General features: G+C 64.0%; 31 protein-coding genes and 1 pseudogene. 18 read left to right on the plus strand and 14 right to left on the minus strand.

All coding sequences use genetic code 11. The features are described 5' to 3' along the window. Positions 1-60: 60 nt before the first annotated feature. Both KHO53_RS20780 and KHO53_RS20785 read right to left on the minus strand, forming a co-directional pair. Complete coding sequence (locus KHO53_RS20780; RefSeq protein ID WP_159388411.1) at positions 61-1,044, minus strand: FecR domain-containing protein; 984 nt, start codon at positions 1,042-1,044, stop codon at positions 61-63. After that, positions 1,041-1,547, minus strand: coding sequence for a sigma-70 family RNA polymerase sigma factor (locus KHO53_RS20785; RefSeq protein ID WP_010225519.1), 507 nt, complete (start codon positions 1,545-1,547; stop codon positions 1,041-1,043). Before KHO53_RS20785 ends, KHO53_RS20780 begins: the two co-directional genes overlap by 4 nt. A 161-nt stretch (positions 1,548-1,708) precedes the next feature. Between KHO53_RS20785 and KHO53_RS20790 the strand changes: the two genes are divergently transcribed. Then, the gene (locus KHO53_RS20790) at positions 1,709-2,602 is read left to right on the plus strand and encodes a GNAT family N-acetyltransferase (RefSeq protein WP_213570750.1); all 894 of its coding nucleotides are present in this window, start codon (positions 1,709-1,711) and stop codon (positions 2,600-2,602) included. A 5-nt stretch (positions 2,603-2,607) separates the two neighbouring features. Here the strand turns inward: KHO53_RS20790 and KHO53_RS20795 are convergent, their stop codons facing one another. Beyond that, complete coding sequence (locus KHO53_RS20795; RefSeq protein ID WP_036996120.1) at positions 2,608-3,255, minus strand: NAD(P)H-dependent oxidoreductase; 648 nt, start codon at positions 3,253-3,255, stop codon at positions 2,608-2,610. A gap of 89 nt (positions 3,256-3,344) precedes the next feature. On the opposite strand from KHO53_RS20795, the gene KHO53_RS20800 reads away from it, so the two are divergent. Continuing rightward, positions 3,345-3,935, plus strand: a complete 591-nt coding sequence (locus KHO53_RS20800; RefSeq protein ID WP_010225524.1) for a TetR/AcrR family transcriptional regulator — start codon at positions 3,345-3,347, stop codon at positions 3,933-3,935. A 97-nt stretch (positions 3,936-4,032) separates the two neighbouring features. Further along, the gene (locus tag KHO53_RS20805; protein ID WP_213570751.1) at positions 4,033-4,728 is read left to right on the plus strand and encodes a DUF1963 domain-containing protein; all 696 of its coding nucleotides are present in this window, start codon (positions 4,033-4,035) and stop codon (positions 4,726-4,728) included. 1 nt (position 4,729) lies between these two features. On the opposite strand, the gene KHO53_RS20810 is transcribed toward KHO53_RS20805, so the two are convergent. Next, positions 4,730-5,344, minus strand: coding sequence for a cell wall hydrolase (locus tag KHO53_RS20810; protein WP_213570752.1), 615 nt, complete (start codon positions 5,342-5,344; stop codon positions 4,730-4,732). Between the two features lie 209 nt (positions 5,345-5,553). Between KHO53_RS20810 and KHO53_RS20815 the strand changes: the two genes are divergently transcribed. Beyond that, the gene (locus KHO53_RS20815) at positions 5,554-6,405 is read left to right on the plus strand and encodes a CAP domain-containing protein (protein WP_010225530.1); all 852 of its coding nucleotides are present in this window, start codon (positions 5,554-5,556) and stop codon (positions 6,403-6,405) included. A gap of 6 nt (positions 6,406-6,411) precedes the next feature. Here KHO53_RS20815 and KHO53_RS20820 read toward each other — a convergent pair whose 3' ends face one another. Continuing rightward, positions 6,412-7,854, minus strand: a complete 1,443-nt coding sequence (locus KHO53_RS20820; RefSeq protein ID WP_213570753.1) for a SulP family inorganic anion transporter — start codon at positions 7,852-7,854, stop codon at positions 6,412-6,414. A 210-nt stretch (positions 7,855-8,064) separates the two neighbouring features. Here KHO53_RS20820 and KHO53_RS25665 point away from each other — a divergent pair, with 210 nt between their 5' ends. Beyond that, positions 8,065-8,250, plus strand: a complete 186-nt coding sequence (locus KHO53_RS25665; protein ID WP_258702541.1) for an SH3 domain-containing protein — start codon at positions 8,065-8,067, stop codon at positions 8,248-8,250. A 116-nt stretch (positions 8,251-8,366) separates the two neighbouring features. On the opposite strand, the gene argC is transcribed toward KHO53_RS25665, so the two are convergent. Next, positions 8,367-9,299 (minus strand): N-acetyl-gamma-glutamyl-phosphate reductase, encoded by a 933-nt coding sequence (gene argC / locus KHO53_RS20830; RefSeq protein ID WP_213570754.1) that lies wholly within the window; start codon positions 9,297-9,299, stop codon positions 8,367-8,369. A 111-nt stretch (positions 9,300-9,410) separates the two neighbouring features. Between argC and KHO53_RS20835 the strand changes: the two genes are divergently transcribed. Continuing rightward, positions 9,411-10,301, plus strand: a complete 891-nt coding sequence (locus KHO53_RS20835) for a LysR family transcriptional regulator (protein ID WP_010225534.1) — start codon at positions 9,411-9,413, stop codon at positions 10,299-10,301. On the opposite strand, the gene KHO53_RS20840 is transcribed toward KHO53_RS20835, so the two are convergent. The 3 genes from KHO53_RS20840 to KHO53_RS20850 form a co-directional block, all read right to left on the minus strand. Then, on the minus strand, positions 10,298-11,020 hold the full coding sequence (locus KHO53_RS20840) for a GNAT family N-acetyltransferase (protein WP_213570755.1): 723 nt from the start codon (positions 11,018-11,020) through the stop codon (positions 10,298-10,300). The genes KHO53_RS20835 and KHO53_RS20840 overlap by 4 nt on opposite strands. A gap of 111 nt (positions 11,021-11,131) precedes the next feature. After that, positions 11,132-11,338 (minus strand): tautomerase family protein, encoded by a 207-nt coding sequence (locus KHO53_RS20845; protein ID WP_010225536.1) that lies wholly within the window; start codon positions 11,336-11,338, stop codon positions 11,132-11,134. 20 nt (positions 11,339-11,358) lie between these two features. Beyond that, positions 11,359-12,099, minus strand: coding sequence for an SDR family NAD(P)-dependent oxidoreductase (locus KHO53_RS20850; protein WP_036996115.1), 741 nt, complete (start codon positions 12,097-12,099; stop codon positions 11,359-11,361). A gap of 126 nt (positions 12,100-12,225) precedes the next feature. On the opposite strand from KHO53_RS20850, the gene KHO53_RS20855 reads away from it, so the two are divergent. After that, positions 12,226-13,137, plus strand: coding sequence for a LysR family transcriptional regulator (locus KHO53_RS20855; RefSeq protein WP_010225539.1), 912 nt, complete (start codon positions 12,226-12,228; stop codon positions 13,135-13,137). Positions 13,138-13,141: 4 nt separating this feature from the next. On the opposite strand, the gene KHO53_RS20860 is transcribed toward KHO53_RS20855, so the two are convergent. After that, positions 13,142-13,324, minus strand: coding sequence for a DUF1289 domain-containing protein (locus KHO53_RS20860; RefSeq protein WP_010225542.1), 183 nt, complete (start codon positions 13,322-13,324; stop codon positions 13,142-13,144). A 3-nt stretch (positions 13,325-13,327) separates the two neighbouring features. After that, a complete protein-coding gene (locus KHO53_RS20865) occupies positions 13,328-13,639 on the minus strand; it encodes a hypothetical protein (RefSeq protein ID WP_051636786.1) in 312 nt (103 codons plus the stop codon). Positions 13,640-13,744: 105 nt separating this feature from the next. Between KHO53_RS20865 and KHO53_RS20870 the strand changes: the two are divergent. Further along, positions 13,745-13,828: pseudogene (locus KHO53_RS20870) on the plus strand (CocE/NonD family hydrolase); the annotation flags it as partial. A gap of 200 nt (positions 13,829-14,028) precedes the next feature. On the opposite strand, the gene KHO53_RS20875 reads toward KHO53_RS20870, so the two are convergent. Next, complete coding sequence (locus KHO53_RS20875) at positions 14,029-14,364, minus strand: hypothetical protein (RefSeq protein WP_010225545.1); 336 nt, start codon at positions 14,362-14,364, stop codon at positions 14,029-14,031. A 151-nt stretch (positions 14,365-14,515) separates the two neighbouring features. On the opposite strand from KHO53_RS20875, the gene KHO53_RS20880 reads away from it, so the two are divergent. Then, complete coding sequence (locus KHO53_RS20880; RefSeq protein WP_100782256.1) at positions 14,516-15,271, plus strand: SDR family oxidoreductase; 756 nt, start codon at positions 14,516-14,518, stop codon at positions 15,269-15,271. Positions 15,272-15,309: 38 nt separating this feature from the next. Here KHO53_RS20880 and KHO53_RS20885 read toward each other — a convergent pair whose 3' ends face one another. Further along, on the minus strand, positions 15,310-16,575 hold the full coding sequence (locus tag KHO53_RS20885) for a DUF1835 domain-containing protein (protein ID WP_010225550.1): 1,266 nt from the start codon (positions 16,573-16,575) through the stop codon (positions 15,310-15,312). 353 nt (positions 16,576-16,928) lie between these two features. Here KHO53_RS20885 and KHO53_RS20890 point away from each other — a divergent pair, with 353 nt between their 5' ends. The 7 genes from KHO53_RS20890 (at position 16,929) to KHO53_RS20920 (ending at position 24,202) form a co-directional block, all read left to right on the plus strand. Further along, complete coding sequence (locus KHO53_RS20890) at positions 16,929-17,648, plus strand: GntR family transcriptional regulator (RefSeq protein ID WP_213570756.1); 720 nt, start codon at positions 16,929-16,931, stop codon at positions 17,646-17,648. Continuing rightward, entirely contained in the window at positions 17,645-18,433 is a 789-nt protein-coding gene (locus KHO53_RS20895; protein ID WP_010225554.1) for an SDR family oxidoreductase, read from the plus strand. Before KHO53_RS20890 ends, KHO53_RS20895 begins: the two co-directional genes overlap by 4 nt. 59 nt (positions 18,434-18,492) lie before the next feature. After that, positions 18,493-19,425 carry a 3,5-dioxohexanoate:acetyl-CoA acetone transferase gene (kce, locus tag KHO53_RS20900; protein WP_010225556.1) on the plus strand — a complete coding sequence of 311 codons (933 nt, stop codon included), beginning with the start codon at positions 18,493-18,495 and terminating at the stop codon, positions 19,423-19,425. A gap of 71 nt (positions 19,426-19,496) precedes the next feature. Further along, entirely contained in the window at positions 19,497-20,843 is a 1,347-nt protein-coding gene (locus KHO53_RS20905) for an MFS transporter (RefSeq protein WP_010225558.1), read from the plus strand. Positions 20,844-21,229: 386 nt separating this feature from the next. Next, positions 21,230-22,099: an RNA ligase family protein gene (locus KHO53_RS20910; protein ID WP_036996112.1), complete on the plus strand. Its 870-nt coding sequence runs from the start codon at positions 21,230-21,232 to the stop codon at positions 22,097-22,099. Between the two features lie 2 nt (positions 22,100-22,101). Then, positions 22,102-23,238, plus strand: a complete 1,137-nt coding sequence (locus KHO53_RS20915) for an AAA family ATPase (RefSeq protein ID WP_010225563.1) — start codon at positions 22,102-22,104, stop codon at positions 23,236-23,238. An 88-nt stretch (positions 23,239-23,326) separates the two neighbouring features. Next, a complete protein-coding gene (locus KHO53_RS20920) occupies positions 23,327-24,202 on the plus strand; it encodes a hypothetical protein (RefSeq protein WP_010225566.1) in 876 nt (291 codons plus the stop codon). Between the two features lie 19 nt (positions 24,203-24,221). Here the strand turns inward: KHO53_RS20920 and KHO53_RS20925 are convergent, their stop codons facing one another. Beyond that, positions 24,222-24,554 (minus strand): YegP family protein, encoded by a 333-nt coding sequence (locus tag KHO53_RS20925; protein WP_010225568.1) that lies wholly within the window; start codon positions 24,552-24,554, stop codon positions 24,222-24,224. A gap of 144 nt (positions 24,555-24,698) precedes the next feature. On the opposite strand from KHO53_RS20925, the gene KHO53_RS20930 reads away from it, so the two are divergent. Together KHO53_RS20930 and gstA are read left to right on the plus strand one after the other, a co-directional pair. Further along, the gene (locus KHO53_RS20930; protein ID WP_213570757.1) at positions 24,699-25,610 is read left to right on the plus strand and encodes a LysR family transcriptional regulator; all 912 of its coding nucleotides are present in this window, start codon (positions 24,699-24,701) and stop codon (positions 25,608-25,610) included. 97 nt (positions 25,611-25,707) lie between these two features. Continuing rightward, complete coding sequence (gene gstA / locus KHO53_RS20935) at positions 25,708-26,319, plus strand: glutathione transferase GstA (protein ID WP_213570758.1); 612 nt, start codon at positions 25,708-25,710, stop codon at positions 26,317-26,319.

A 26,319-nucleotide genomic window follows, 5' to 3' on the forward strand; every position in this document is an offset into this window, starting at 1 on the left:
TCAGGAGATAGGTGTGATGAGAAATGAAAACCGGACACAAATACGAGTGATTTTCATAAATTATTCTTGACGCTGATTCTTGGCCCGAATCAGCGTCAGCCAGGGGCTGTATTGATCGACCTTGACCGGCAGGGTTTCGGCCAGTGCGGCGAAGGCCCGCTGCGGTTCGTCCAACGGGAATACACCTTGCACGCGCAGCCCGCGAACCTCGGGTTCGACCCGGACAAACCCTCGGTAGTAGGGGCGTAGCGCCTCGACCACGGAGGCGAGGGAATCATCCAGCACATTCAGGCGCCCGCTGAGCCAGTCGGCACGCTGGCGCTCGCCATTGCCCAGGGCCTCGATGCGTTCGCCGCGCAGCAACGCGGCCTGGCCTTCCTGCACCTCCAGCTCGCTGCCGTTGAACAGCCGCGCCCGTACCGAATGCTCAAGCACTACCAGGCGCGTGGCCTCGGCCTCCTGGCTGACCAGAAAGCGCGTGCCGAGGGCGCGCATTTCACCTTGGGCGCTACGCACCCGCAACGGCCGCTGCGGGTCGGCGGCGACCTGGATGATCAGTTCGCCACGGCGCAGGATAACCAGCCGTTGACCGGCATCGAACTGCAGGTCGGCAGCGCTGCCGGCATTCAGGCTGAGCCGGCTGCCGTCGGCCAGGGTGAAGTCCCGGCGCTCGCCCCTGGCTGTGCGCAAATCGGCCAGCAGCGCTTCGCCCATCTCACTGCGCGCACCCAGCCACAGGCCACCGCCGAGCACGCCGATACCGACAAAGGCACGCAGCAGTTCGCGCCGAGAGCCATTGGCTTGCAGCAACAGCTGGCGAGCCTCACCGGCCTGGCCGGGGGCGCGGCGCTCGAAGTTGCGCACGGTCTGGCAGGCACCGCCAAGGCGCTCTTGCAAGTGTGCCCAGGCCTGGGCGTGAGCCGGGTCGCTGCCCAGCCACTGGCTGAAGTCGCTGTGCAACTGGGCGTCGGTGTTGCCCGAACTCAAGCGCACCATCCAGTCGATGGCGGCTTCTGCGCTTGGGTCGAGGCGGCGCGGGTTCATGGCGCCAGCTCACTGAGGTAGCACTGGCTCAGGGCTTGCTTCATGTAGCGGCTGACGGTGCGCTCGGAGAGGTCGAGCTTGCGCGCGATATCGACGTAGCTCATGCCATCGAGCTGGCTGTAGAGGAAGGTGGCCTTGACGATCATCGGCAGGCCGTCGAGCACCCGGTCGATGCTCACCAGTGCCTCGATCAGCAGCAGTTGCTCCTCGGGGGAGGGCGCCAGCGGCTCGGGCAGGGCCGACAAACGTTCCAGGTAGGCCAGCTCCAGCTGGCGACGGCGATGGCGGTCGAAAATCAACCGGCGGGCGATGGTCGACAGGTAGGCGCGCGGCTGCTGGATACTCGCAGGGTCGACCTGGGCCGCGAGCATCTGGCAGAAGGTCTCGGCGGCGGTGTCTTCGGCATCGGCGCGGTTGCGCAGGCGCTTGTGGATATGCTGCAGGAGCCAACGGTGGTGGTCGCTGAAAAAAAAGCCCAGCTTGCGGGTGGAGGAGGTTGGCACCGGTTGGCGTTTCCGAAGGTGTTAGTGTGAATCGTTCTCAATATTACCTGTGCAGTAAGGCAAGGTGCAATCACCTGCAGGGGCGCCGCTTTACAATTTACCTACAGACTGTCCGTGGGGGCAGTTATAGGGTGGCGCCCAGACGAATCAAGGGAAAGAGAATGGACCTGTCACTCGCGGGCCAGCAGTTCAGTCTGCTGGAACACTTCAAGGACGATACGCGGCTGCGCGCCAGCTTCAACGCCTTGACCCACCAGACGTTCGAGTTCGATTTCGAGCAGTGGTACCAGGATGGCTATTGGGGCGAGGGCTACCAGCCCTGTGCATTGGCCCATGATGGGCGCATCGTTGCCAATATCTCGGTCAACCTGATGCACTTCGACGTGCGTGGCGAGCGCAAGCGCTGCATCCAGCTGGGGACTGTCATGGTTGCCCCGGAGTACCAAGGCAAGGGCTTGAGCCGCGTGCTGCTGGAGCGAGTGCTGGACAGGTGGCGGGGCCAGTGCGACCTGCTCTACCTGTTTGCCAACGACACGGTGCTGGATTACTACCCCAAGTTCGGTTTTGAGCGGGTGCTGGAGCATCAGTACAGCGTAGCGCTAACGCCATCAGCGCAGCCTTGCAGCTTCCACAAGGTGGACATGGACGACCTGCTCGAACGCCAGCGCTTCATCCACGCGGTCGACTGCGCCGTGCCCGCTGCGCGCTTGGCGATGTGCAGCAATCATGACCAGACGATGTTCTATTGCACGTCGTTTTTCAAAGAGTGCGTTCATTACTCGGCAGCGTTGCAGGCCTATGTGGTGATGGAAGTTGCCGACGGCGTGATGACGCTCTATGACGTATTCGCCAGGCAAGCGCTCGACCTGCAGACGCTGATTGCACAGCTCTGCACGCCCCAGACCACGCGGGTGGTGCTGGGGTTTGCGCCGCTGGATGTCAGCGGCTTCGAGGCGCAGCCGCTGGAGTCCGATGACAGCCTGTTCGTGCTGGGCCAGGCCGGCCGGTTCATCGAGGATGCCAGGCTGATGTTTGCGTTGCTGTCACATGCCTGAGCCGCTCAGCTCACCAGCGGCATCAATGGATCGCTTGGTCTCGAGCAGGCCGCCGCTTCAGGGGGCTCGGGCACTTCGGCGAACAAGGTGCGGCCGCGCTCGAACATGCTTTGAAGGTGGGCGCCGGGGTCTGCGCTTTCCGAGTCCAGCAGCAAGGTCGAGCTCAGCACCCGGGCGCCGCAGTAATCGAAGATGCCGTGATCGATCTGGGTCTTCATTGCCTGCTCATAGCCATGCCTGGCATAGGTTGCGGCATCGGCGCCGCCGACGCCGACCAGGTGCACATTGAGGTGCCGCAGCCTTTTCACCAGGGGGGCCTGGGGGCTGAAGTCGAAGGCCCAGCCATTGACGAAGACCCGATCGATCCAGCCCTTGAGCAGCGCCGGCATCGACCACCAGTACACCGGATAGATCAGCACCAGGGCATCGCTGCGGTCGATGCGCGCCTGCTCGGCGAGCACATCGGCGGGCGCTGTTGCGCGATGGTGGACCGCGTGGTCGGCAGGGCCGAACAGCGGGTTGAAGCCTTCGCCGTACAGGTCGACGACTTCGGCGCGATCGCCGTTGTGCGCCAGGCCTTCAGCGAACGTGGCCGCCAGGCTGTGGGTCAGCGAGCGCGGATCATGATGAGCGACAACCACAAGTGCGTGCATGGCAAGGACTCCTGCGAATTGCGGGGAAGGGGCGTAAGTTGTATGCTGGGCATAAGTTACTTTTGGTAAGTTACTTTTGGTAGGCAAGCATGTCAAGCGATCCGCAACCGCGTCGGCGCCTGTCCCGGGAAGACCGTCAGCAGCAGCTCCTGGACGTGGCCTGGCACCTGATCCGTGAGGAGGGTACCGAAGCCCTGACCCTGGGGCGCCTGGCTGAGTTGGCCGGGGTTACCAAACCGGTGGTCTATGACCATTTTGGTACCCGTTCGGGGCTGCTTGCGGCGCTGTATCAGTCCTTTGATGTGCGCCAGACGGCGGTGATGGATGCCGCCCTGGCCGCCAGTGAGCCGACGCTTGAAAGTACCGCTGCGGTGATTGCCAGCTCCTACGTCGACTGCGTCTTGACCCAGGGCCGGGAGATTCCCGGGGTGATCGCCGCGCTGGCCAGCTCGCCGGAGCTTGAGCAGCTCAAGCGCGAGTACGAGGCGGTGTTCATGGGCAAATGCCGGGCGCTGCTGGAGCCGTTCAGTGGCCGTGGCGAGATTGGCGTCGCGGGATTGCGGGCGATGATCGGCGCGGCCGAGGCGTTGTCTCATTCTGCGGCGAACGGTGAGATTACGGCGGAGCAGGCGCAGCAGGAGTTGTTCGAGACCATCAAGGCGATGGTGGTGCGCAGTTAAAATGCATCGCGGGGCAAGCGCCGCTCCCACAGGCTGCAGAGCACACCTGTAGGAGCGGGCTTGCCCCGCGATAGGGCCTGTCAAATAGATGAGTAATATGGACATTCAAGCAATCAAACAACGCCTGGCCAAACCCGCCACGCGCTTTTTCGCCGGTGGTTTTCGCCCCAGTAACAGCGATGAAGAAAGCTGGCTCGGCCGGGTGTTCCTCTACCGCCCCGACGAAGGCGTACCGACCAACGCTGCCGGCGAACAACTGTTGCCGGTGGCCCAGTTCCACCTGCCCAGCCTGCCGTTCAGCAGCCCGGCGCTCAAGGACATCCGCGTCCTCACCCTGTTCGTCGGCTACCCGTTCCCGGATGAGTTCGAGGCCATGGGCGACAACTGGCTGATCCGTGAATACCGCGCTGACGATGAGCTGGTGCGCAAGGACCTGCCGGTCGCCAATTCCTTCCTCAAGGCCTTCCCCTTGCGGGCTGAAAAACTCGACGAGGACTATCCGCTGTGGGATGGCGCGGGCGTGCCGGACGACCTGGTTGAGGAAATCCTCAGGTTGGAACGGGCAGGGGACATCGAGAGCTACTACGAAGTGACCACGCACGCCTACGAGCACAAGATCGGCGGCTATCCGTCGTTCTGCCAATCGGGCGTCGACCCTGGCGAAGGTTTCGAGTTCGTCTTCCAGATTTCATCCGAGGCCAAGATCAACCTCAACGTGGTCGACAGCGGTAGCCTGATGTTCTGGAAGCATCGCGACAGCGGCGAGTGGGCGCTCTATTACGACTTCTATTGAGCTAGTGTGACTTGCCCTTACGCGGCTTGTAGAACAGAAACTCACGGGTCTCGGCCGTTCGGGCATAGTTTTTCGACCAGTCCGGCCGCACGTGCCGGTCGTGGAAGTACAGGGCGCCGCCGGTGCGATCAGGCAATTGCCTGTTCAGGGCCTTGCGGGCGATCTCCTTGGCCAGGGTGTAGCGCACCTCTTCCTGGACATCGTCCGAGCGGCCATCGCACCACCAGGAAAACTGGCAGGCGCCTTGCTCCGAGCCTTGCTTGACCACACCACAGACCGAATCGGGAAAGCCCGCGTGGCCGACCCGGTTCATCACCACATTGGCCACCGCTTCCATATCCTCGGCTTTACCGCCCTTGGATTCCCAGTAGATGCTGCGCGCAAGGCAGGTGATGGCGTCATCCAGCGCTGCTGCACCGGCCGGGTCGACGGCCTGGACTTCGGTCCTGGTGATGGCTTGGGACCTGGGCGCGGGTGGCGCATCGGGGTTGCTGGCGGCTTTTTGCTCCAGCACCTGGGCTTTTTCTTCGGCCTCCCGGGCCTGGTTTTGCGCAGCGGCACTATCCGCCAGGAGCAGGGCGAGAGCAAGGCAAGTGATGAGAATGGCAAGGCGCATGGTCAGCCCCTTTCACTGCTAACCCGTCGAATTGAATGCCGGCCTGTAGCTATCGCCAGCGGCGCCCTGCAGTTGAGCGCCCTCTATTGAATCGACAACACGGCCGACCAATCATTCCAACCGACCACCAGCAGGTTTTGCTGCCCAGGCACTGCCCGCTGACGGACAAATCGCGCATCATGGGCACAGTCCGTTCAAGGGAGATTTACATGCGCGTCATCTCATCCGTTGTGCACCTGGCGGCTGTGTCGCTGGGGCTGGCGTTTACCGTGACGGCCCAGGCCAGTGACGAGTCGCAGCTGGTCGAGTCGATCAACGCCTACCGCAGCCAGGCCCAGCGCTGCGCCGGCCAGGCTTCGATGGAATTGCCGCCGCTGGCCAGCGATCCGCGCCTGGTGTTGCCGGCCAACAGCATGGGCGACCTGCGCGCGGTCCTGGCGCAAAAGAGCTACCCGATGGTCAACGTCCAGGCCATCAGCCTGTCTGGGCCGCGGGATGCGCAGTCGGCCATGAAGGCGGTGCAGGAGAGTTTCTGCCAGGTAGTGCTCGACCCGCAATTCGTCGATGTCGGGGTCAGCCGCGAGGGCCGCGATTGGCGCATCGTCCTGGCGCGGCCGTTGCTGGCCGGGCGTCTGGGCGACTGGCAGGCCGAAGGGCAGAAGGTCCTGGAGATGATCAACAGCGCACGCGGCCAGGCGCGCCAGTGCGGCGGCCAGCCATTCAACGCCACCACGCCGTTGGCCTGGAACGCCACCCTGGCCGGCGCTGCCGAGAGCCACACGCGGGGAATGGCCAACAACAATGTCTTTGACCACAAGGACCGCGACGGCCGTACCCCGGGCGATCGTGCCGAGCTTGCCGGGTATGCCGGCCAGCAGGTCGGCGAGAACATCGCCGCCGGGCAAGACACCCCGCGCAAGGTGGTCGATGGCTGGCTGGCCAGCCCCGGCCACTGCGCCAACCTGATGAACCCGCTGTTCAGCGAGCTGGGCGCGGCCTACGCGGTCGACCCCAAAAGCGATGCCGGGATCTACTGGACGGCGATGTTCGGCGCGCCGTAAGGCGCCTTAGTGCTCAAGCCCGGCACGCTTGAGCAGCTGCTTGCAGCGCTCGGACAGGTGCACCACGCGCAGGTGCTTGCCGTTGTTGCTGTAGCGCTCGCGCAGGGTCTTGAGCGCGGTAATCGCCGAGTAGTCAACGACGTTCAGGTGGCGGCAGTCGAGGGTCACCTGGGCCGGGTCGTTGGCCGGGTCGAACTGGTTGAGGAACGGCGCGGTCGAGGCGAAGAACAGCGTGCCATGGACCTTGTAGAGCTTGCTGCCGTCGCTTTCGTCATGGCTGTCGGCATACAGTTCGCGGGCCTGTTGCCAGGCAAAATTGAGCGCAGCGATGACGATGCCGCACAGCACCGCCGCAGCAAGGTCGGTGAACACCGTCACCAGGGTCACGGCGATGATCGCCAGGACATCGTTGACCGGCACCTTGTGCAGCACCCGCAATGACGCCCACGAGAAGGTTTGCTGGGCGACCACGAACATCACTCCCACCAGCGCCGCCAGCGGAATACGCTCGATCAGCGGCGACAGAAACAGCACGAACATCAGGATCATCACCCCGGCGACCACGCCCGACAGCCGCCCGCGGCCGCCGGAGCTCAAATTGATCGCGGTCTGGCCGATCATCGCGCAACCGCCCATGCCGCCGAACAGCCCGGAGGTCATGTTGGCTACGCCCAGCGCTACGCACTCGCGGTTGGGGTGGCCGCGGGTTTCGCTGATCTCGTCGGTGAGGTTGAGGGTCAGCAGGGTTTCCAGCAGGCCGACCAGGGCCATGAGCAGCGCGTAGGGGGCGATGACCTGCAGGGTCTCGAGGTTCCACGGCACCTGCGGCCAGTTCAAGGCCGGCAGGCCCCCGGCGATGTGCGCCAGGTCGCCGAGGGTGCGGGTCGGCAGGTCGAGCAGGTAGACCCCGACGCCCATGGCAAGGATCGCGATCAACGCCGGCGGCACGCTGCGGGTCAGGCGTGGCAACAGGTAGACGATGGCCATGGTCAGTGCCACCAGCCCCAGCATCAGGTACAGCGGCGCACCGCTGAGCCAGGCGCCATCGGCCTTGAAGTGCTCAAGCTGGGCCAGGGCAATGATGATCGCCAGGCCGTTGACGAAGCCGAGCATCACCGAATACGGCACCATGCGCACCAGCTTGCCCAGGCGCAGCAGGCCGAAGGCGATCATGATCAGCCCGCCGAGCAGCACGGTGGCCAGCAAGTATTGCACGCCGTGGGTGACCACCAGGGCGACGATAACCACGGCCATGGAGCCGGCCGCGCCGGAAATCATCCCTGGGCGGCCACCGAGCAGGGCGGTCAGGGTGCAGATAATGAAGGCGCCATACAGGCCCATCAACGGGTTGAGGTGGGCCACCAGGGCGAAGGCGATGCACTCGGGCACCAGGGCGAAGGCTGTGGTGAGTCCTGCCAGGACATCGGTGCGTAGCGGGGTTGTTCTCATGACCTACCTGAAGAGCGGCCCGGCAGCGGGGTGCCGTCGGGAAAAAAGCGAGGGATGCTACGTAATTTCCTGATCGCAAGCCAGCGCCCTGGCCGATATCCTGCAGCTTGCACACATGACAATATTCTTCCCTGCTGAGCTATCCGCATAAGAGGCAGGCCGCTGAGGATGGCGGCAGTGCCGGCGATTTTCAAATGGAGGTGAAACCCAGTGAAGTTCCGGGTGATCGAAGCGCGCCGAAGTGAATACCCCGAGCCCATTACCTTTGCCAAGGGGGCGCCACTGAGCATCGGCGAGCGCTATGACGGTGAGGAGGGGTGGGACAATTGGTACTGGTGCAGCACCGCCGGGCAATCGGCTGGCTGGGTGCCGTTGCAAGTGTTGCAGGTGATATGAGGGGCCGCTTCGCGCCCCATCGCCAGCAAGACCGGCTCCCACAGTGGACCTGCATGCACAATCCCAGTGGGAGCTGGCTTGCCGGCGATGGGCTGCGCAGCAGCCCCGATGCACACTCAGCCCATCGCCGCCAGCATCAGCTCCAGGTTCTGCACCGCCGCGCCCGAAGCGCCTTTGCCGAGGTTGTCGAACACCGCCGTCAGCAGCACCTGGCCATGCTGCTCATTGGCAAACACGGCCAGGCGCAGGTCGTTGCTGTCGTTGACCGCTTGCGGGTCCAGTTGCACCGCCGACGCACCTAGCTGCAGCGGCGCCACCTGCACATACCGGGCACCGTGGTACTGTTCAGCCAGGCACGCCTGCACATGCGCGGCAGTCACGCCCGCCGGCAGCAGCCGGGTCTGCAGGGCAATGGTCAGCACAATGCCCTGACGGTAGCTGCCATAGCTGGGTACGAACACCGGCCGTTGCGACAACCCGGCATGCTGCGCAATCTCCGGCACATGCTTGTGATCCAGGTGCAAGCCATACACCCGCACACCCTGGGCCGCCTGCGCATCCGGCCCTTCATGCTGCTCGACCGCCGCACGGCCACCACCGGAGTAACCCGACACCGCGTTCACGGTCAGCGGATAGTCCGCCGGCACCAGCCCTGCGCTGACCAACGGCCGCAACAAGGCGATGGCGCCAGTGGGGTAGCAACCGGGGTTGCTGACCCGCTTGGCCCGGGCGATGCGCTCGGCCTGTAGTTCATCCAGCTCCGGCAAACCATAGACCCAACCCGCGCTGGTGCGGTGCGCGGAGCTGGCGTCGATCACGCGCACGTGCGGGTTGACGATGGCCGCCACGGCTTCACGGGCGGCATCGTCCGGCAGGCAGAGGATCGCCACGTCGGCGCTGTTGATCGCTTCGGCGCGCCGCTGCGGGTTCTTGCGCTCGGCCGCCGGCAGGGTCAGCAGGCGCAGGTCGTTGCGGCCGTTCAGGCGAGCGTGGATTTGCAGGCCGGTGGTGCCTTGGTCGCCGTCGATAAAGACTAGGGGCTGGTGCATGGATGCTCTCGTGCAAAGGCTACAAATGAGCGGCCATCTTCACCTGCGGCTGGACGAAAGAAAATTTGAATATCATGATGCTCAGCTTCACTTTTTCTGAATGCCAAGCCCATGCGTGAAATCAGCCTCGACCGGCTGCGTACCCTGGTGGTGATCGCCGACCTTGGCTCCTTCGCCCAGGCGGCGCGGGCGCTCAACTTGGCGCCGCCCACGGTCAGCCTGCACATTGCCGACCTCGAGGCGCGCATCGGCGCGCCGTTGCTGTCGCGCAAACGCGGGCAGGTCCGCCCCACGGCCATCGGTGAAACCCTGCTCGAACGCGCCCGGCGCCTGCTGGCCGATGCCGAACAGGCGCTGGATGATGTCCAGCGTCAGGTCCAGGGCCTGGCCGGGCGGGTGCGCCTGGGCGCCTCGACCGGCGCCATCGCCCATTTGCTGCCGCAGGCACTGGACCTCCTCGGCGTGCAGCACCCGGGCATCGACGTCCAGGTACAGGTGCTGACTTCCAGTGAATCGCTGGCCCGCCTGCAGGACGGCAGCCTCGACATCGGCCTGGTGGCACTGCCGCAAGCGGCGATCAAGGGCCTGGCGATTCGCCCGTGGCGGCGCGACCCGATCATGGCCTTCGTCCCCGCAAGCTGGTCGCCGCCGGCGCGCATCAGCCCGGCCTGGCTGGCCAGCCGCGCCTTGATCCTCAACGACAGCACTACCCAACTGTCGCGGGTCACCAACGACTGGTTCGCCAGCGCCGGCCTGCAACCGCAAGCGCGCATCCAGCTCAACTACAACGATGCGGTGAAAAGCCTGGTAGCGGCGGGTTACGGCGCGACCTTGCTGCCCCATGAGTCGGCAGCGCCGGAACCGGACGGGCGAATCAGCATGCGCCCGCTGCGCCCGGGTCTGTGGCGGCACCTGGGCATCGCCTGCCGCCAGGGCGAGGTGGAGCAGGGCACCCAGTACGTGCTGCAGGTGCTGATGAGCCAGGTGGCGAAGGCCGGCTAGACCAGCCGCAGCCCGCGACCACCGTCCAGCCATGGCCCTTCACCCAGGCGCTCGAGGGCCAGGGCCCGCGCCTTGCGGCTGAGCTGGTCGAGGTGGCGGTCGCGCTGTTTCTCGGCATCGACCATGGCCCGCTTGCCGTGTTGCTTGAGCAAGTAGCTGTGAATCTGCTGCACTTCCAGGGTGCGGTAGATCGGTGCGATGTCCAGCACCGCCGCCATGCCGGCGCTGGCCTGGGCGCGGGTGTTCATCAACACCTGCGGGCCACGTGCGCCAATCACCTGAAAGCCCAGGGCCTCGAAGACCGGCACCTTGCTTGCCACGCAGCCAAGCTCGGCATGCGGGTAGCGTGCGGTCATCTGCGCCAGCATGGCGCGGGCGATGCCCTGGTGCCGGTGGCTGGCCTGCACGGCAAGGTAGGCGACCGAGCACGCCAGGGGATCATCCGTGAGTGGCAGGTACAACAGGAAGCCCACCACCTGCTCGGGATCGTCGAGGTCCATGGCCACGATCAGCTCGACCGGAATGCCACGCGAGCCGTCCATGGCCTCCAGGTACAGATGCACTTCGAAACCGATGCCGTATTGGTACAGGCTGTACAGCGGGTTGCTCGGTGGCAGGGCGATGCTGCTGATGTCGGTCAGGTAGTCGACCACCATCTGCAGGATCTGGCTTTTGATCGGCTCCGCGGGCGGGGCGACGAAGTGGTGGAGGACGGGCATCGGTAGGGGGGACTCCAGGCAGAAACGGCAATGGCGCGATTCTACCGTGCGGGCCAGCCATCCGTCCCTTCGCCGTGCGATTGGGGGGTAGCTGGCTGGCCGGCGATGGGGTTAGCCTTTTTCTCGCTTGCGCAGCGTCGTCACCGTCTCGCCTCCCACGCCCCAGTTATCGGTATTGACTTCCTCGATCACCACGAAGGTCGACGCCGGTGGTTTGTTCAACACCCGCTCGAGCATCTCGGTGGTCTGTTCGATCAACTGCTGCTTCTGCTCGCGGGTGACGCCTTCATCGGTCACGCGAATATGGACATACGGCATGCTTGTTTCCTCTGTGTGATTTACCAGGTACCCGTCGCCGAACCACCGTCCACGGCAATCACCGTGCCGGTGACAAAAGTCGAGTCCGTCAGGTAGAGCACTGCGTCGACCACATCCTCTGGCGAGCCGACCTGCCCGGTGGGCGCCAGGGCTTTGAGGGCCTCGCGGGTCTGCGGGTCATCGCCATGCAGTGGGGTATCGATGATCCCCGGGGCCACGGCATTGACCTGCACCTGCGACGGCGCCAGTTCCAGGGCCAGGGCACGCACCGCCTGGTTGATGCCGCCCTTGATCAGCACCGGCAGCAGCGCCGGCACCTTGATGTTCGGCTGCAGGGCGATGGAGGCGGTGATGTTGACGATATGCCCGGCGCCGTTGTTGGCCATGTGCCGGGCTGCGGCCTGGGCCGGGTAGAAGAAACCCTTGAGGTTGGTGTCGACGATGGCTTCAACCTCGGCTTCGGTGTAGTCGGCGACCGGTTTGGCAATGAAGATCCCGGCGTTGTTGACCAGGATATCGACCTTGCCGAAGGCTTCGATGGCTTGCTCGAACAGCTTGCGCGCCGTTTGCGGCAGGGCAATATCACCTTCGACCAGCAACAGGTTGGCCGGGTTGCCGAGCTTGGCGGCAGCCTCTTGCAGGCGGGCGAGGGTGCGGGCGTTGCCGACCACATTGTCGCCGCGCTCAAGGTAAGCCTTGGCGATGGCAAAACCCAGGCCGCTCGAGGCGCCGGTTACGATGACAGTCTTGGCGGTGTGCATGGTCAGTCTCCAGTGGGCCAGGCAGGGTTGCCGGGCAGGTGAGGCAGACTTTAATTTGCAAGCAGGTATTGAAAAATGGTGTGCATGGAATTTGAATTGATACTCCATGTAATCAATTGAGCCGTCATGACCCGCCATTTCGACGACCTTCAACTGGGCAGTATCGAGCTGTTCTGCCTGGCTGCCGAAACCAGCAGCTTTACCGGCGCGGCGACCCTGGCCGGGGTGACGCCGGCGGCGGTCAGCCGTTCGGTGGCGCGCCTGGAAGAACGCCTCGGCGTGCGCCTGTTCGTGCGCACCACCCGGCAGATGCGCCTGACCGACGGCGGGCGCCGCTACTACGAGCAGTGCCGCCAGGCCCTGAGCCAGCTGGTGGATGCCGAGCGTGCGCTCAGCGGTGGCCAGGCCGTGCCGTCCGGGCTGCTGCGCATCAGCGTGCCGACGCCCTATGCCCACTTTCGCTTGCTGCCCAGGCTGGCCGGGTTCCGCCAGTTGTATCCGCAGGTGCAGATCGACATTCACGTCAGCAACCGCAACATCGACTTTGCCGATGAAGGCTACGACCTGGCCATTCGCGGCCGCGAGCCGGCCGACTCGCGTCTGATCGCCCGGCGCCTGGAAGACGCCGAGCTGGTGATCGTGGCGACGCCGCAGTACCTGCGTGAAGCGGGCACGCCGCAGACGCCGCATGACCTGGCCACTCACCAGTGCATTCAGTTCGAACTGCCCAGCAGTGGGCGCAAGGTGCCCTGGTCGTTCATGGTCGACGGCAAGCGCGTGGAGCTGGAGGTGGCCGGTGGCATCACCTGCCTGGAAGACTTTCTCGCCACCGCCACTCTGGTCAAAAGCGGCGCGGGGTTGATGCAGGCGTATCGCTTTACTGTGCAGCAGGAGCTCGACAGCGGCCAGCTGCTGGAAGTGCTGACGCCCTATGGCGGCACTTCACGGCCGTTCATCCTGCTGTACCCTCATGCCCGCCATGTGCCGCTACGGGTTCGGGCCTTCATCGATTTCTTGACTCAGGGTGCAGGTGCCTGAAGCGTTAGCCTTTGGCTTTTTTCAGGCTTTTCATCCGTTGGGTGGCGCGTTGCACAGCAGCCATTTTTTCCGGGCGCTTCATGCGCTTCCATTTGCGGATGTCGTCCTTGCTGCGGCCGCAACTCAGGCACAGGTCGCCGCTTAGTTGGCACACGGCGATGCAGGGGTTCTCGATGTCCTTGGCCATGTGTCAGCCTCGTTTTTCGACGTCGAACTGCACGTGGGGTGCAAGCGGGCGCAATTCGACGTCGGCGTCCTGCAACGCTAAAGCAGTCAGCTCGATCATCCGCTCACCTTGCCCGCTGGCCAGGGCGTGGTCTTTGGCGGCCCGGCTTTCGAATACCCAGATCACCTGCAAACTGGAAGGGAAGCGGGTGTAGTCGACCAGGTGAGTGAGCCAGGCAAAACCGACGATTTCGGCCTTGGCGGTCTCGCAGGCATTGGTCAGGGTAGCGACCAGACGGCGGTCAAGCTGCGCCTGTTCGCGTTTGCTCATTGGCATGGGATGAGGAGCCTCGTGGAGGGGCGGGCAGATCATACGCTATTTGCCCACGCCTACTATGCTTGTGGGCCATCGCCCTCAGCCAGTGAGCACCGCCTTGGCCCTTTCGCCGTGATCGAATGGCTGATGAAGCATCCGGCAACCACCGGCAAGGTTGGCATCACCGGCTTTTGCTATGGTGATGGTCTGATCGCGGGTCCAGCACCAACCCTGTGGGAGCGGGCTTGCCCGCGATCGAGCGCGAAGCGCTCGTAATTCAGGCAAACCTGGTGTGCTGGCTGTACCGGCCTCATCGCTGGCAAGCCAGCTCCCACAGGGGTGGTGTGTACAGTTCCATTGTGGGAGCGGGCTTGCCCGCGATCGAGCGCGAAGCGCTCGCAGTTCGGGCGTTACTGAACGTTGTTCAGCTTGACCACATCACCCGATACCTTGGTGGTGTAACCGGTCAGAACCCAGGCCCAGAACCAGTTTTCCTGGACCTGGGTGTTGATCATCGCATCGCCGCCCTTGGCCTTGATCGCGGCATTTTGCGCACGGACAAAGCGGCTGTTCTGGCGCACCGGGATGATGCCCAGCACCAGCAAGCCGGTGGCGCTCGCTTCGCTGTGGCCGATCACGGTGTACTGGTCGGCGTTGTACTGCTGGGTTTTCATCGGGGTGCCGGTGCAACCTGCCAGGGCCAGGACGAACAGGCCGCAGGCGACAACTTTGCTCAGGTTTTTCACTGCATAACTCCATGACAATTGGCCCGGGATCCATCTCTCGAGCGGCGCGTACTGTACCGGATCAGCCAGGATGACGCTCGTCTGCTGACGCGCGGGCCAGCGCTGCGCGGCGTAAAATAACGGGTTGCGACACTCCTCGGGAGAAGCAGCCATGAAAATCGTCGTGATCGGTGGTACCGGCCTGATCGGCACCCAGTTGTGCAACAACCTGCGCGCCAACGGCCACAAGGTGCTCGCCGCCTCGCCCCGGACCGGCGTCGACACCCTCACCGGCGAAGGCCTGGAACAGGCGCTGCAGGGCACCGACGTGGTGGTCGATGTCGCCAATTCACCGTCTTTCGAAGACGCCGCCGTGCTGGCATTTTTCCAGACCTCGGGGCGCAACCTGCTGGCCGCGGAACAGAAGGCCGCGGTTGGTCACCACATCGCCCTGTCGGTGGTCGGCACCGAACGCATGCAGGACAGCGGTTACTTTCGCGCCAAGCTGGCCCAGGAGCAACTGATCAAGGCCTCGGACAGGCCCTACACCATCCTGCGTGCCACGCAGTTTTTCGAGTTCATGGGCGCCATTGCCTATTCCGGCGCCGAAGGCAACTGCGTGCGCCTGGCCAACGCCACCTTGCAGCCGGTGGCCTCATCGGACGTGGCCCTGACCCTGGCCAACCTCGTCGAGCAAGCGCCGGCCAACCGCACCCTGGAAGTCGCCGGCCCCGATCGCCTGCCACTGGCCGATTTCGTGCGCAGCTACCTGCAGCACAATCAAGATGCCCGGGAAGTCATTACCGACCCTGCGGCCACCTATTTTGGCGCACCGATCAACGACTGTTCGTTGACCCCGGATGCCGGTGCCATCGTTGGCTCGCTGCACTTTCAGACCTGGCTGAAAACCACCGCCGTGCAACGCTGAGCCAGGCGCTGTATCGACCTGCCTCTATGGGCACGGCGCTACCTCTGCCCGACAAAATCCGTCTTTGCGCGCCACACCGGCCACAGGTCACGGCCCAGCGCCCAGTGACCTTGCCCGGCCAGCACGCGCACACCACCGACCCAGCGTTCGGAGGCCTGCTGGTCAAGCCAGTAGGCCTGGCCCGCCAGCACCTGCTCGCCCAAAGGGGTGAGGCTCAAAGGCCGACGCGGCCATTCCAGCTCAGCCTGGGCTTCGTTGAGCAGCGGCGTGGGCGAATCGATCAGCGGGCGCAGCAAGGCGTGGAACATCATGTCGCCCAGATAGGGCAGCGGCTCGCGCTTGCCCATCAATTCGGCAAACACCCGGCCGAACGGCACCTGGCCGAATTCGCTGATGATCTGCAGCGCCAGGCGTTCGCTGAGCGACAAGCCATCGTCCACCCCGGGCAGCTCCTGCAGCTGGCGCAACAGCGCAGGGGCGAGCAAGGGCAGGGCCAGGTCGTGCCGATGGGCCAACTGTGCCCAGGCCTGCGGCGACGGTGCGCAATACGCGGCCCAGGCCTCGCGCGCCAGTTGCAGCATTGGCGCGTCCACTGCCCGGCGCTGCGGCCACAACCAGGCCAGCACGTCCGGGGCCAATTGGCCGATGCCGATAAAGCGTTCGACCCCGGGCATGCGGTCGATCTCGATCAGCTCCAGGCGCTGCGGCGGGTTGTGCAGCCCGGCCAGCACGCGGATCAAAAACAACTGGTCATAGGCATCCGCCTCGCACCAGAGCACCGCGCCAGGGCAGCCGTCGAGCCGGGCCAGGGCCGCGTATTCATCCTCCATCTTGCGCTGCACCTGCACCTGCTCCAGGCCATAGGCCTGGCTGATGTAGTCGCAGCGCAGGGTGCGGTACGGCGCTGTCGGCAAATCACGCACCGGGCCCATGACCAGAGGGTCGCTGAGCATGTGGAAGGCGCCGGTGAACCCGGCCAGGCGCAAGCTGTGGCTGATGTCGTTGCCGCAGCGCCAATGCTGGGTAGCGGCTTCGTCATCGGCAGCGAATTGCCGGTGGCGGGCGGCAAAATCGATGGCGTCGATATGCGCCTTGAGCGTGGGCCAACTGGCAAAGCCCAGGTCGCGGGCGATCAGCCACTGGGCATCGGCCAGGCGGGGGGAGGCCGGAGCAGGGCTGAGCAGTGCCAGCTGTGCGGGTGCGGCACCCGAGCGTAGGCGCTGGAGCAGCTCTTTGGCGCGTTTGCGTTGTTGTTCGAGGTTGATGCGCCCGTCGTGGGACGGCGACGACAGTCGAGCGGACATACGAACTCCTTGTGCGAGCCTTGTCCGCTGTCAGGCCGGGAGTCGTAGACAAGAATGTGGGGTGTACAACCTGGGCGCAGCCCTTTCCGCGGACGGGTGGCGTGGATGACGCCGGCTGCGACTATAGGCCCGTTGCAAGGCAAAAGGCAACGTGAGCCGGGTCCCGGGTGCTGGCGGCGATTCGCTGCACAATGACCAACCCCTGCCGCCGCACGGAACGAACCGATTACCCTGCACATTGCCTTGTCCGTAACCAGGCAGAGGCACTACGTCGTGCGCATCGAATATTATTTGACATATTTGATTTGTGATCACATATTCGGATCACAAGAACGACAACACAGGCTTTTCCCATGACCGATCGTCCCGTCCTGTTGCCGGCCCTGCGTCAGGTGTCCCGCGATACCTTGCAAGACCAGGTCTACCGGCAAATCCGCGAAGCGCTGATGAGCGGGCGCTTTCAGCCCGGGCAGAAACTGACCATCCGTGGCCTGGCCGAAGCGCTGGGTTCCAGCCCCATGCCGGTACGCGAAGCCCTGCAGCGCCTGAGCGCCGAAAACGCTTTTGAAGTCACCGAAACCTCGCGCTTGCGGGTGCGGGTGATGAACACCGAACGCCTGCGCGAAATCCGCGACGCCCGGGTCGCCCTCGAAGGTTTGTTGGCCGAGAAGGCCGTGGCCCATCTCACGGATGCTGATCTGGCCGAAATCACCGAGCTGTGCAGGCAGATGCAGGCCGCCGCCGACAAGGTCGATGTGCCGGCTTACCTGTGGGGCAACTTCGCCTTTCACCGGCGCATCTATGCCGTGGCCCAGGCCGAGCTGACCGTCGCCGCAGTGGAGAATTTCTGGCTGCACATGGGCCCGTGCTTTGCCCTGGTCGCCCCGGACAAAGCCCACCTGCAACGCTCGATGCAAGCCCACGACCGCATTGTCGCCGCCCTGGCCGGCCGCGATGCGGCGGCTGCGCGGGCAGCGGTGACCGACGACATCATGCAGGCCGCCGATTCCCTGGCGCGTTTGCTGCTCAACAACGACCGTGCGCGGTCTGTTTCAGGAGTGAAAAAAGCATGAGCGTTCTCAAGCGTCTGCTGCCGTATCCGGGCCTGCGCGTGTTGATCTCCGGCGGCGCTGCCGGTATCGGTGAAGTGCTGGCGGCGGCCTATCTCGAAGCTGGCGCCCGGGTGCATGTCTGCGATGTCAGCGAAGCGGCCCTGGCGGCGTTTCGTGATCGCTACCCGGGCAGCGTCGCCACCCGCGCCGATGTCGGCGATGCGGCGCAGGTTGCGGCAGTGTTCAAGGTCCAGCGCGAGCAGTTCGGCGGACTCGATGTGCTGGTCAACAACGCCGGCATTGCCGGGCCCACCGCCGGTATCGACGCCATCAGCGACGACGATTGGCAGCGCACCCTCGACATCAACCTCACTGGGCAATACCGCTTTGCCCACCACGCGGTGCCACTGCTCAAGGACTCGCCCAACGCCCACCTGCTGCACATCGCCTCGGTGGCCGGGCGCCTCGGCTACGCCTGGCGCACGCCTTACGCGGCGAGCAAATGGGCCATCGTCGGCCTGATGAAGTCCCTGGCTGCGGAGCTGGGCGAGAGCGATATCCGCGTCAACGCCTTGCTGCCCGGCATCGTCGAAGGCCCGCGCATGGACGGGGTGATTCGTGATCGTGCCGCGCAAGTGGGCGTGCCCGAAGCGGTGATGCGCAAGGAGTACCTGAACAAGATTTCCCTCAAGCGCATGGTCAGCGCGCAAGACGTCGCCGCCATGGCCTTGTTTCTCTGTTCACCGGCCGCCCGCAACATCACCGGGCAAGCCATCAGCGTCGATGGCAACGTCGAATACCTCTGAGCAACACCCGCGCTTTTACCGCATTGCTTTCTCACCAAGAATAAAAACGGAGAATACGCATGTCCAAGAAACGCCCGGTCGTCATCACCTGCGCCGTCACCGGTGCTATCCACACGCCGTCGATGTCGCCACACCTGCCGGTCACCCCGCAGGAAATCGCCGACGCGGCCATTGGCGCCGCCGAGGCAGGCGCCTCGATCGTCCACCTGCACGCCCGTGACCCGTTCGACGGCAAACCCAGTCAGGATGTCGAGCTGTTTCGCCAGTTCCTGCCGCAGATCAAGGCGCAAAGCGATGTGGTGATCAACATCACCACCGGCGGTGCGCCCACCATGGGCGTTGAAGAGCGCCTGCAACCGGTGGCCCAGCTCAAGCCGGAGCTGGCTTCGCTGAACATGGGCTCGATGAACTTCGGCCTGTACGAAATGCTCGAACGCTTCACCGAGTTCAAGCACGACTGGGAGCGGCCGTACCTGGAAGAGAGCGACGACCGCATCTTCCGCAACACCTTTCGCGACATCACCTACATCCTCAATGCCTGCGCCGAGAACCGCACGCGCTTCGAGATCGAGTGCTACGACATCGGCCACCTCTACACCGCCGCGCATTTCCTCCAGCGCGGCTTGCTCAAGGCGCCGCTGTTCATCCAGTCGGTATTCGGCTTGCGTGGCGGCATCGGCGGCCACCCCGAGGACCTGGCGCACATGCGTCGTACCGCTGACCGCCTGTTTGGCGACAACTACGAGTGGTCGGTCCTCGGCGCCGGGCGCAACCAGATCCCGCTGGGCACCATGGGCCTGGCGATGGGCAGCAACGTGCGCGTGGGCCTTGAGGACTCGCTGTGGGATGGCCCGGGCAAACTGGCGGCGTCCAACGCCGACCAGGTCAAGCGCATCCGCACAGTGATCGAAGCGCTCGGCGGGCGGGTCGCCAGCCCCGACGAGGCGCGGGAAATGCTCAACCTCAAGGGCCGCTACGCAGTCGACTTCTAGCTTGCCTGCCTGCCCCGGCCGGCGTTGGCCGGGGCCTTCCCACCGCTGCCGTCACACTAGAGATTGGTGCCATGACCATTACCCGATCGCCCGAAGAACTGACTGTGCCCCGTGATCCTGCAACCCTCAACCGGTTGCTGTTCGTCAAACTCATGCCACTGCTGATTGCCGCCTACGTACTGAGCTTTCTCGACCGCACCAACATCGCCCTGGCCAAGCATCAACTGGATGTCGACCTGGGGATTTCCGCGGCTGCCTACGGGTTGGGCGCCGGGTTGTTTTTCCTCACCTATGCGCTGTCGGAGGTGCCCAGCAACCTGATCATGCACAAGGTCGGCGCGCGCTTCTGGATTGCCCGGATCATGGTGACCTGGGGCCTGATCTCCGCAGCCATGGCCTTCGTCCAGGGCGAGACCTCGTTCTACGTGCTGCGCCTGTTGCTGGGTATCGCCGAGGCCGGCCTGTTCCCCGGGGTGATGCTCTACCTGACCTACTGGTTCGGCCGCGAGCAACGCGCCCGCGCCACCGGTTACTTCCTGCTCGGCGTGTGTTTTGCCAACATCATCGGCGGGCCGCTGGGCGCCGCGCTGATGCAGTTGGACGGCCTGATGGGCTGGCACGGCTGGCAGTGGATGTTCATGCTCGAAGGCCTGCCGGCGGTGTTCTTCGCCTACGTGGTATGGAAGAAACTGCCCGACCGACCGAGCAAGGCGCCATGGCTGAGCCCGGCAGAAGCCGAGCAGATCGAGCGCCAGTTGGCCAGCGAGGCCGAGGAGGGCGCGGGCCACAGTGGGCATTCATTCAAGCAATGCCTGACGCCGCAGGTCCTGTTGGCGATCTTTGTCTACTTCTGCCACCAGATCACCATCTACACGGTGATCTTTTTCCTGCCGGGCATCATCGGCAAGTACGGTGACCTGAGCGTGGTGCAGATCGGCTTTCTCACCTCCTTGCCCTGGCTTGCGGCGGCGGCAGGGGCGATCGTCTTGCCGCGTTTTGCCAGCAGCGCGCAGCGGGCGCGGCGGATTCTGGTCAGCGGTTTGCTGACCATGGCCCTGGGCCTGGCCATCGCCTCCCAGGCGGGGCCGGTGATCAGCCTGCTGGGCTTTTGCCTCTCGGCAGTGATGTTCTTTGTCGTGCAGTCGATCATCTTCCTGTACCCGGCCTCGCGCCTGAAAGGCGCGGCGCTGGCGGGCGGCTTGGGGTTCGTCAACTCCTGCGGGCTGCTGGGCGGGTTCTTCGGGCCGTCGCTGATGGGCATGATCGAGCAGAGCACCGGCAATGCCGTGAACGGCCTGAAGTTCATCGCCGTGGTGCTGGTGGTGGCGGCGTTGGCGGCGCTGCGTTTGCGCCAGGGGCATGAGCGTAAAAGCGCGAAGGGGGGAGCGCTCAACGACGCGCAGCGCCAATCTGCCTGAGGTTTTCACAGATACATTTGTGGGAGCTGGCTTGCCAGCGATGAGGCCAGTGCAGTCAGCACATGAAGTGTTGACTGGATTACGACCGCTGCGCGCTCGATCGCGGGCAAGACCCGCTCCCACAGGATGGGCGCAGTACCTGTAGGCGCGGGCTTGACCCGCGATGAGGCCATCCCAGACAACACACCGCTTGACAGCCAACCCCCATCTCGTTTCCAATCCGCACCCTCAGATCCACCACCCCTCATTATTTAGGTGAAGCCAGTGCCCCACGCCAACCAACACGCCTGATGCCGACGACGGACGTTTAAGCCTGTTGGTGCCTGCCTGCGCACGCACTTTCACCTGCCCGCTGTCGTCGGTTTTCCCCCTTTTGGAGAAGACCTATGACACTCGATATCCGCGAGCTCGCGCAGCTCGACCTGTACAAATACCCGCGCACTCCGCACCTGCAAAGTTCTCGCCTGCAAGCCGGCGATAGCGATCATGACCAGTTGTCCTATAGCCGCTTGAACGGCCAGTACCTGGTGGTCGAGGAAAAACTCGACGGCGCCAATGCCGCGATCAGTTTTTCCGCCGCCGGCGAGCTGCTGTTGCAGTCCCGTGGCCATTACCTGGCTGGCGGCAGCCGCGAGCGCCAGTTCAGCCAGTTCAAGCAATGGGCGGCCTGTCATGAAGATTGGCTGCTCGAGCACCTGGAAGACCGCTACGTGCTGTTTGGCGAGGTGATGAGCAAGCGCCACAGCGTGTTCTACGACCAGTTGCCGCACCTGTTCTTCGAGTTCGATATCTGGGACCGCGAGGAGCAGGTGTTCCTCTCCACGGCGCGGCGCCAGCAGTTGCTCGCGGGCGGCCCGGTGCTGTCGGTGCCGGTGCTGTTCGAAGGCATTGCGCCGCCACGGCTGAAAGACTTGCTCGCCCTGGTCGGTCATTCCCAAGCCAAGTCGCGGCGCTGGAAGGACGCCTTCGCCGAGGTCATCGCCCGCCAGCAACTGGACTTTGCCAAGGCCTGGAACCAGGGCGACCGCTCTGACCTGATGGAAGGCCTGTACCTGAAAATCGAGACCGCCGAACACACCACCGGGCGGATCAAATGGGTGCGCCACGACTTCGTCCAGGCCATCCTCGAAGCCGATGAACACCACCTGCGCCAGCCGTACATCCCCAATCTGCTGGCAGCCGGTGTCGACCTGTATGCGCCCGAGCCCCAGGTCACCTGGGCCAGCCTTGCGGCGGCCGCACAAGGAGTTGAATGATTATGGACATGAACACATTGCAAGGGCTGATGCCCGGCCCCGGCCGCGCGGTCGACTACTTGGCGCTGCTGGAGGCGATCCCGTCTCTGCGCGCCTTGGCGGCAACCCCCCAGGACCCGGTCTACCACCAGGAGGGCGACGTCTGGACCCACACCATGATGGTGGTCGATGCCTTGCTCGCCGACCCTGCGTACCAACGCGCCAGCCCGGACCAGCAGTTCGTGCTGTTCTACGCCGCGTTGCTGCATGACATCGCCAAGCCGTCGTGCACGGTGATCGATGAAATCACCGGCAAGATCGGCCAGCCCGGGCACTCACGCCGGGGCGCGGTGGATGCGCGAATCCTGCTGTGGCAGGCCGGCGTGCCGTTTGAGCTGCGTGAAACCATCTGCCGGATCATCAGCGTGCACCAGTTGCCGTTCTTTGCCCTGGCCGGGGACAAAAGCGGGCGTTCGGCCGAGCAGATCCTCCATCGCCTGTCGTGGGAGTTGCCGCTGTGGATGCTCTGCGCAGTGGCCAGCGCCGACATGCAGGGCCGTGGCTTTGCCGGCAAGCAGGGGGTGCTCGACGATATCGAGGTGTTCCGCCTGCTGGCCGAAGACGAAGGCTGCCTGCACCAGCCCAAGGCCTTTGCCGATGCCTACACCCGGCGCAGCTATTTTCGCGGTGCCTCGGTGCTGCCGCAGTACAGCCTGTACCGTGAGGTGCAGGGCTCGCAGGTGATCATGCTGGCGGGGCTGCCGGCCAGCGGCAAGGACACCTGGGTCAGCCAGCATGCGGCGGACCTGGCCGTGGTGTCGTTCGACGATGCCCGCCAGGAACTGGGCCTGAGCCACGGCGACAAGGGGCCGGTGGCGCAGTACGCCATCGACAAGGCCAAGACCTTGCTGCGCCGCCGCGAACCCTTCGTGTGGAACAGCACGCACCTGTCGCAGCAGATGCGCAAGAAGACGCTCGACCTGCTCTACAGCTATGACGCCGATGTGCAACTGGTGTACCTGGAGCAGAGCGAGCGCGAGCTGATGCGCCGTAACGCCCGCCGTGATACCACACTGCGCAACAAGGACATCGAGCGCATGTACTTTCGCTGGGAAGTGCCGACCCCGGTGGAGGCGGACCGGGTTGAGTATCGGCTCTGACTAACGCTGGAGACCAAGCGGCGGATCGCAGCAGGCTACAGCTTTAGAAATTGAATCTTCACAATACAACTCAAAGGGACTTGGATAGATGTGGAAGCAGTTGTTGTCGCAATCTCGGCAGTCGCAGCTCAAGCCAGGGCTGATCATGGCCGGCAAGGTAGCGTTAACCTTGGCCTCGCTGGGTACCGCCCATTACATGGGCTTTATCATGGCAGTGCCTTTTGAAGTGCTGTCGATAATCTCCATCACGTTTCTGGTTGGCTTTGTCGGGGTTTTCACCTTCTACGTGACGCTGTGTTATCTGGTGGCGAAGGTTTTTTCTTTCGCCATTTCGCAATTCTACTATTCGTTCATCGCGCCGTTTGCAGCCTGTGTGTACGCCGCCGGGCGCATCAAGCCAGGGCGGTTGCGCAAGGCAGCCGTGCGCTTGCACAAGGAAACGCCGCTGGCGGAAAAAATTGCCTATGGCCTTGTCATGGTCATCGCTTTCCCGCTGCTGCTGAATTTTTCCTATTTGAAATTCGACTTCAGTGATGCCGGGGGCATGGTTATCAGCCTGACGTTAGGGATCATCGCGGCGGCGATACTCAAGTCGGGCATTCTCATTCGCGGCAAGGCGCAGATCGCTCGAATTCGTGACAAGCGCCGGGTGGCGTTGCGGCGGCGGTTGTTGAAGGAGTACCTGTACCTGGTTGTCGGGATGCTTCTGTGCCTATCCTTCTACGCTGGCATGGTCAGGTTCCAAAAAGTACTGGGTGAAGACCAGATTCACCTGTCGGGGCACGGTTATACCGGCGATGTGCATGTGATTTTCAATTCTGCAGGTGCTTACTTGGCTATCGAAGATAGCGGTCGAGAGCGAGTATTCATCTATGTCGATGGCGACGTGTCAATGCGCGTCAAGGGGCAGCTCAGGGGCTCGTCCGAGGGGCAAGCCGCAGCCCCCGCGAGTGCAGACGAGTAGCACTTGCGGGGGCATCGGCTCAGGTATTGTCCTTGATGGTCTTACTGCTGCCGTTGCTCTTCACCGAGGCGATGCCGGCATCGCGCGACTGCGTTGATGCATACATCTGGCTGGTGCCGATGACCTGGTGATTGGCGGCCTTGAGGTTGAAGTGGAACTTGCCGTTGCTGGCCTCCTTCTTCTCGTAGCGATCGTCCACGCCACTGTTGGCCTGGACCGAGGCAATGCCGCTTTCAGCAGAGCCCTTGGCCTTGTACAACTCGCTGGTAAGAATAATTTCGCCATTACCCGCCTTGAGAACAAAGCGGTACTGACCGTCACTGCTGGTGTTCAACTCGAACCAACCTGGCATGGGAACTCCTTGTTTCGCAGATAAGTCTGGTTAGACTGCGGGCGTACGTGCTCGCAGTGACGACTTAGTATGGTGGGCTTTGTGCGCTTGTCCAACGGCGCTAAGATCGGCGGCAGCGTGTTGGCTGCCAGGAAGACCACGATCATGATGAACCTGATGCACTGGAAGCTGCTGGTGGCCGTGGCCGATGCCGGCAATGTCTCCCGTGCCGCCGAGGCCTTCGGCATTACCCAGTCCGGTGCCAGCCAGGCGATCAGCCAGATGGAACAGGCACTGGGGGTGAAGGTGTTCGTGCGCGAGCGCAAGCACACCAGCGTTACCGCGCTGGGCGAGCAGGTGCTGGTCCGCGCGCGGCGGATGATTGCCGAGCTTGAGTCGATCCAGAACCTGGTCGATGCCAGCCGTGGTTGCCACCTGGGGCGCATCCGCCTGGCGACGTTCCCGTCCGTGTTCGCCTCGGTGCTGCCGCCGCTGTTGCAGGCTTTCAAGCGCCTGCACCCGGGCATCGAGGTGATCTGCCTGGAGGGCACCGACGAGGAGGTCGAAAGCTGGCTGGCTTCGGGTGATATCGACCTGGGCGTGGTGATGAACCCGCAGGCAGAACGTTCGCCGGTGATGCTCGGGCATGATCGCTGGGTGGCCACCATTCCCCTTGGCCACCCCTTGGCCCGGCGCGGGAGCCTGAGCCCGCTCGGGCTTGCCGAGCTGGTCGATGAGCCGTTCATTGTCGCCACGGGCGGCTGTCACTTGCATGGCCGGAGCCTGGTGCAACAGGCGGGGCTGAACCTGAGCAATGTGCGCCTGACGGTGCGCGACTGGAACACGGCGTTGGCGCTGGTGGGCGAGGGCCTAGGCGTGTCGATCATGCCGGCCTCGACGCTGCCCGAGGTTCCGCGCTGGCTACGGGTGTATGACCTGGATCCGCCAATCTACCGACGTTTCGGGCTGCTCGGTTCGTCAGCACAGGCGCTATCGCCTGCCGCCCAGGCGTTGCTCAAGCATGTGCACAAGGCCATGCTTGGCGTTGAAGTTCCGGTAGGGGAACGGGTCACCTGACATAAGCGTTGCTAATGATCAGTTTGTAAAACCCTAAGTTTACCTTGGGCATGCGCTGGCTGATCCTGTGTCGCTCGACACTGTCAGGAGACGCCCGATGAAACTCTACTTCGCCCCCAATGCCTGCTCGCTGGCGCCGCATATCATCCTGCGCGAACTCGGCCTGCCGTTCGAGCTGGTGCGGGTCAACAACCAGAGCAAACGCAGCGCCGACGGCCGCGACTTTCGCACCATCAACCCCAAGGGTTACGTGGCCGCGCTGGTGCTGGGCAATGGCGAGGTATTGACCGAGGGCCCGGCCATTCTCCAGTACCTGGCCGACCTCAAGCCCGAGACCAGGTTGGCGCCGGCCAATGGCAGCTGGGAACGCTCGCGGCTGCAGGAACTGCTCAACTTCATCAGTTCGGAAATCCATGCCGGCAGCGCGCCGTTGTTCAACGCCGAGCTGCCGGAGGCGGCCAAGGCGATCTTTCGCGACAAGCTGTTCAAGCGCCTGGACTACTTGAGCGAGGTGCTGGGCTGCAATGACTACCTGCGGGGCGACTTCAGCATCGCCGACGCCTACCTGTTCACCGTGCTGGGCTGGTTGCCGGTGTTCGCTATCGATATCGCGCAATGGCCAGAGCTGGCTGGCTATGTCGAGCGTGTAGCGGCCAGGCCGGCGGTGCAGGCAGCCCTGCAAAGCGAGGCTGCCAGCGTGCCGGTCTGA

Source organism: Pseudomonas sp. RC2C2 (assembly GCF_018390435.1).
GTDB lineage: Bacteria > Pseudomonadota > Gammaproteobacteria > Pseudomonadales > Pseudomonadaceae > Aquipseudomonas > Aquipseudomonas donghuensis.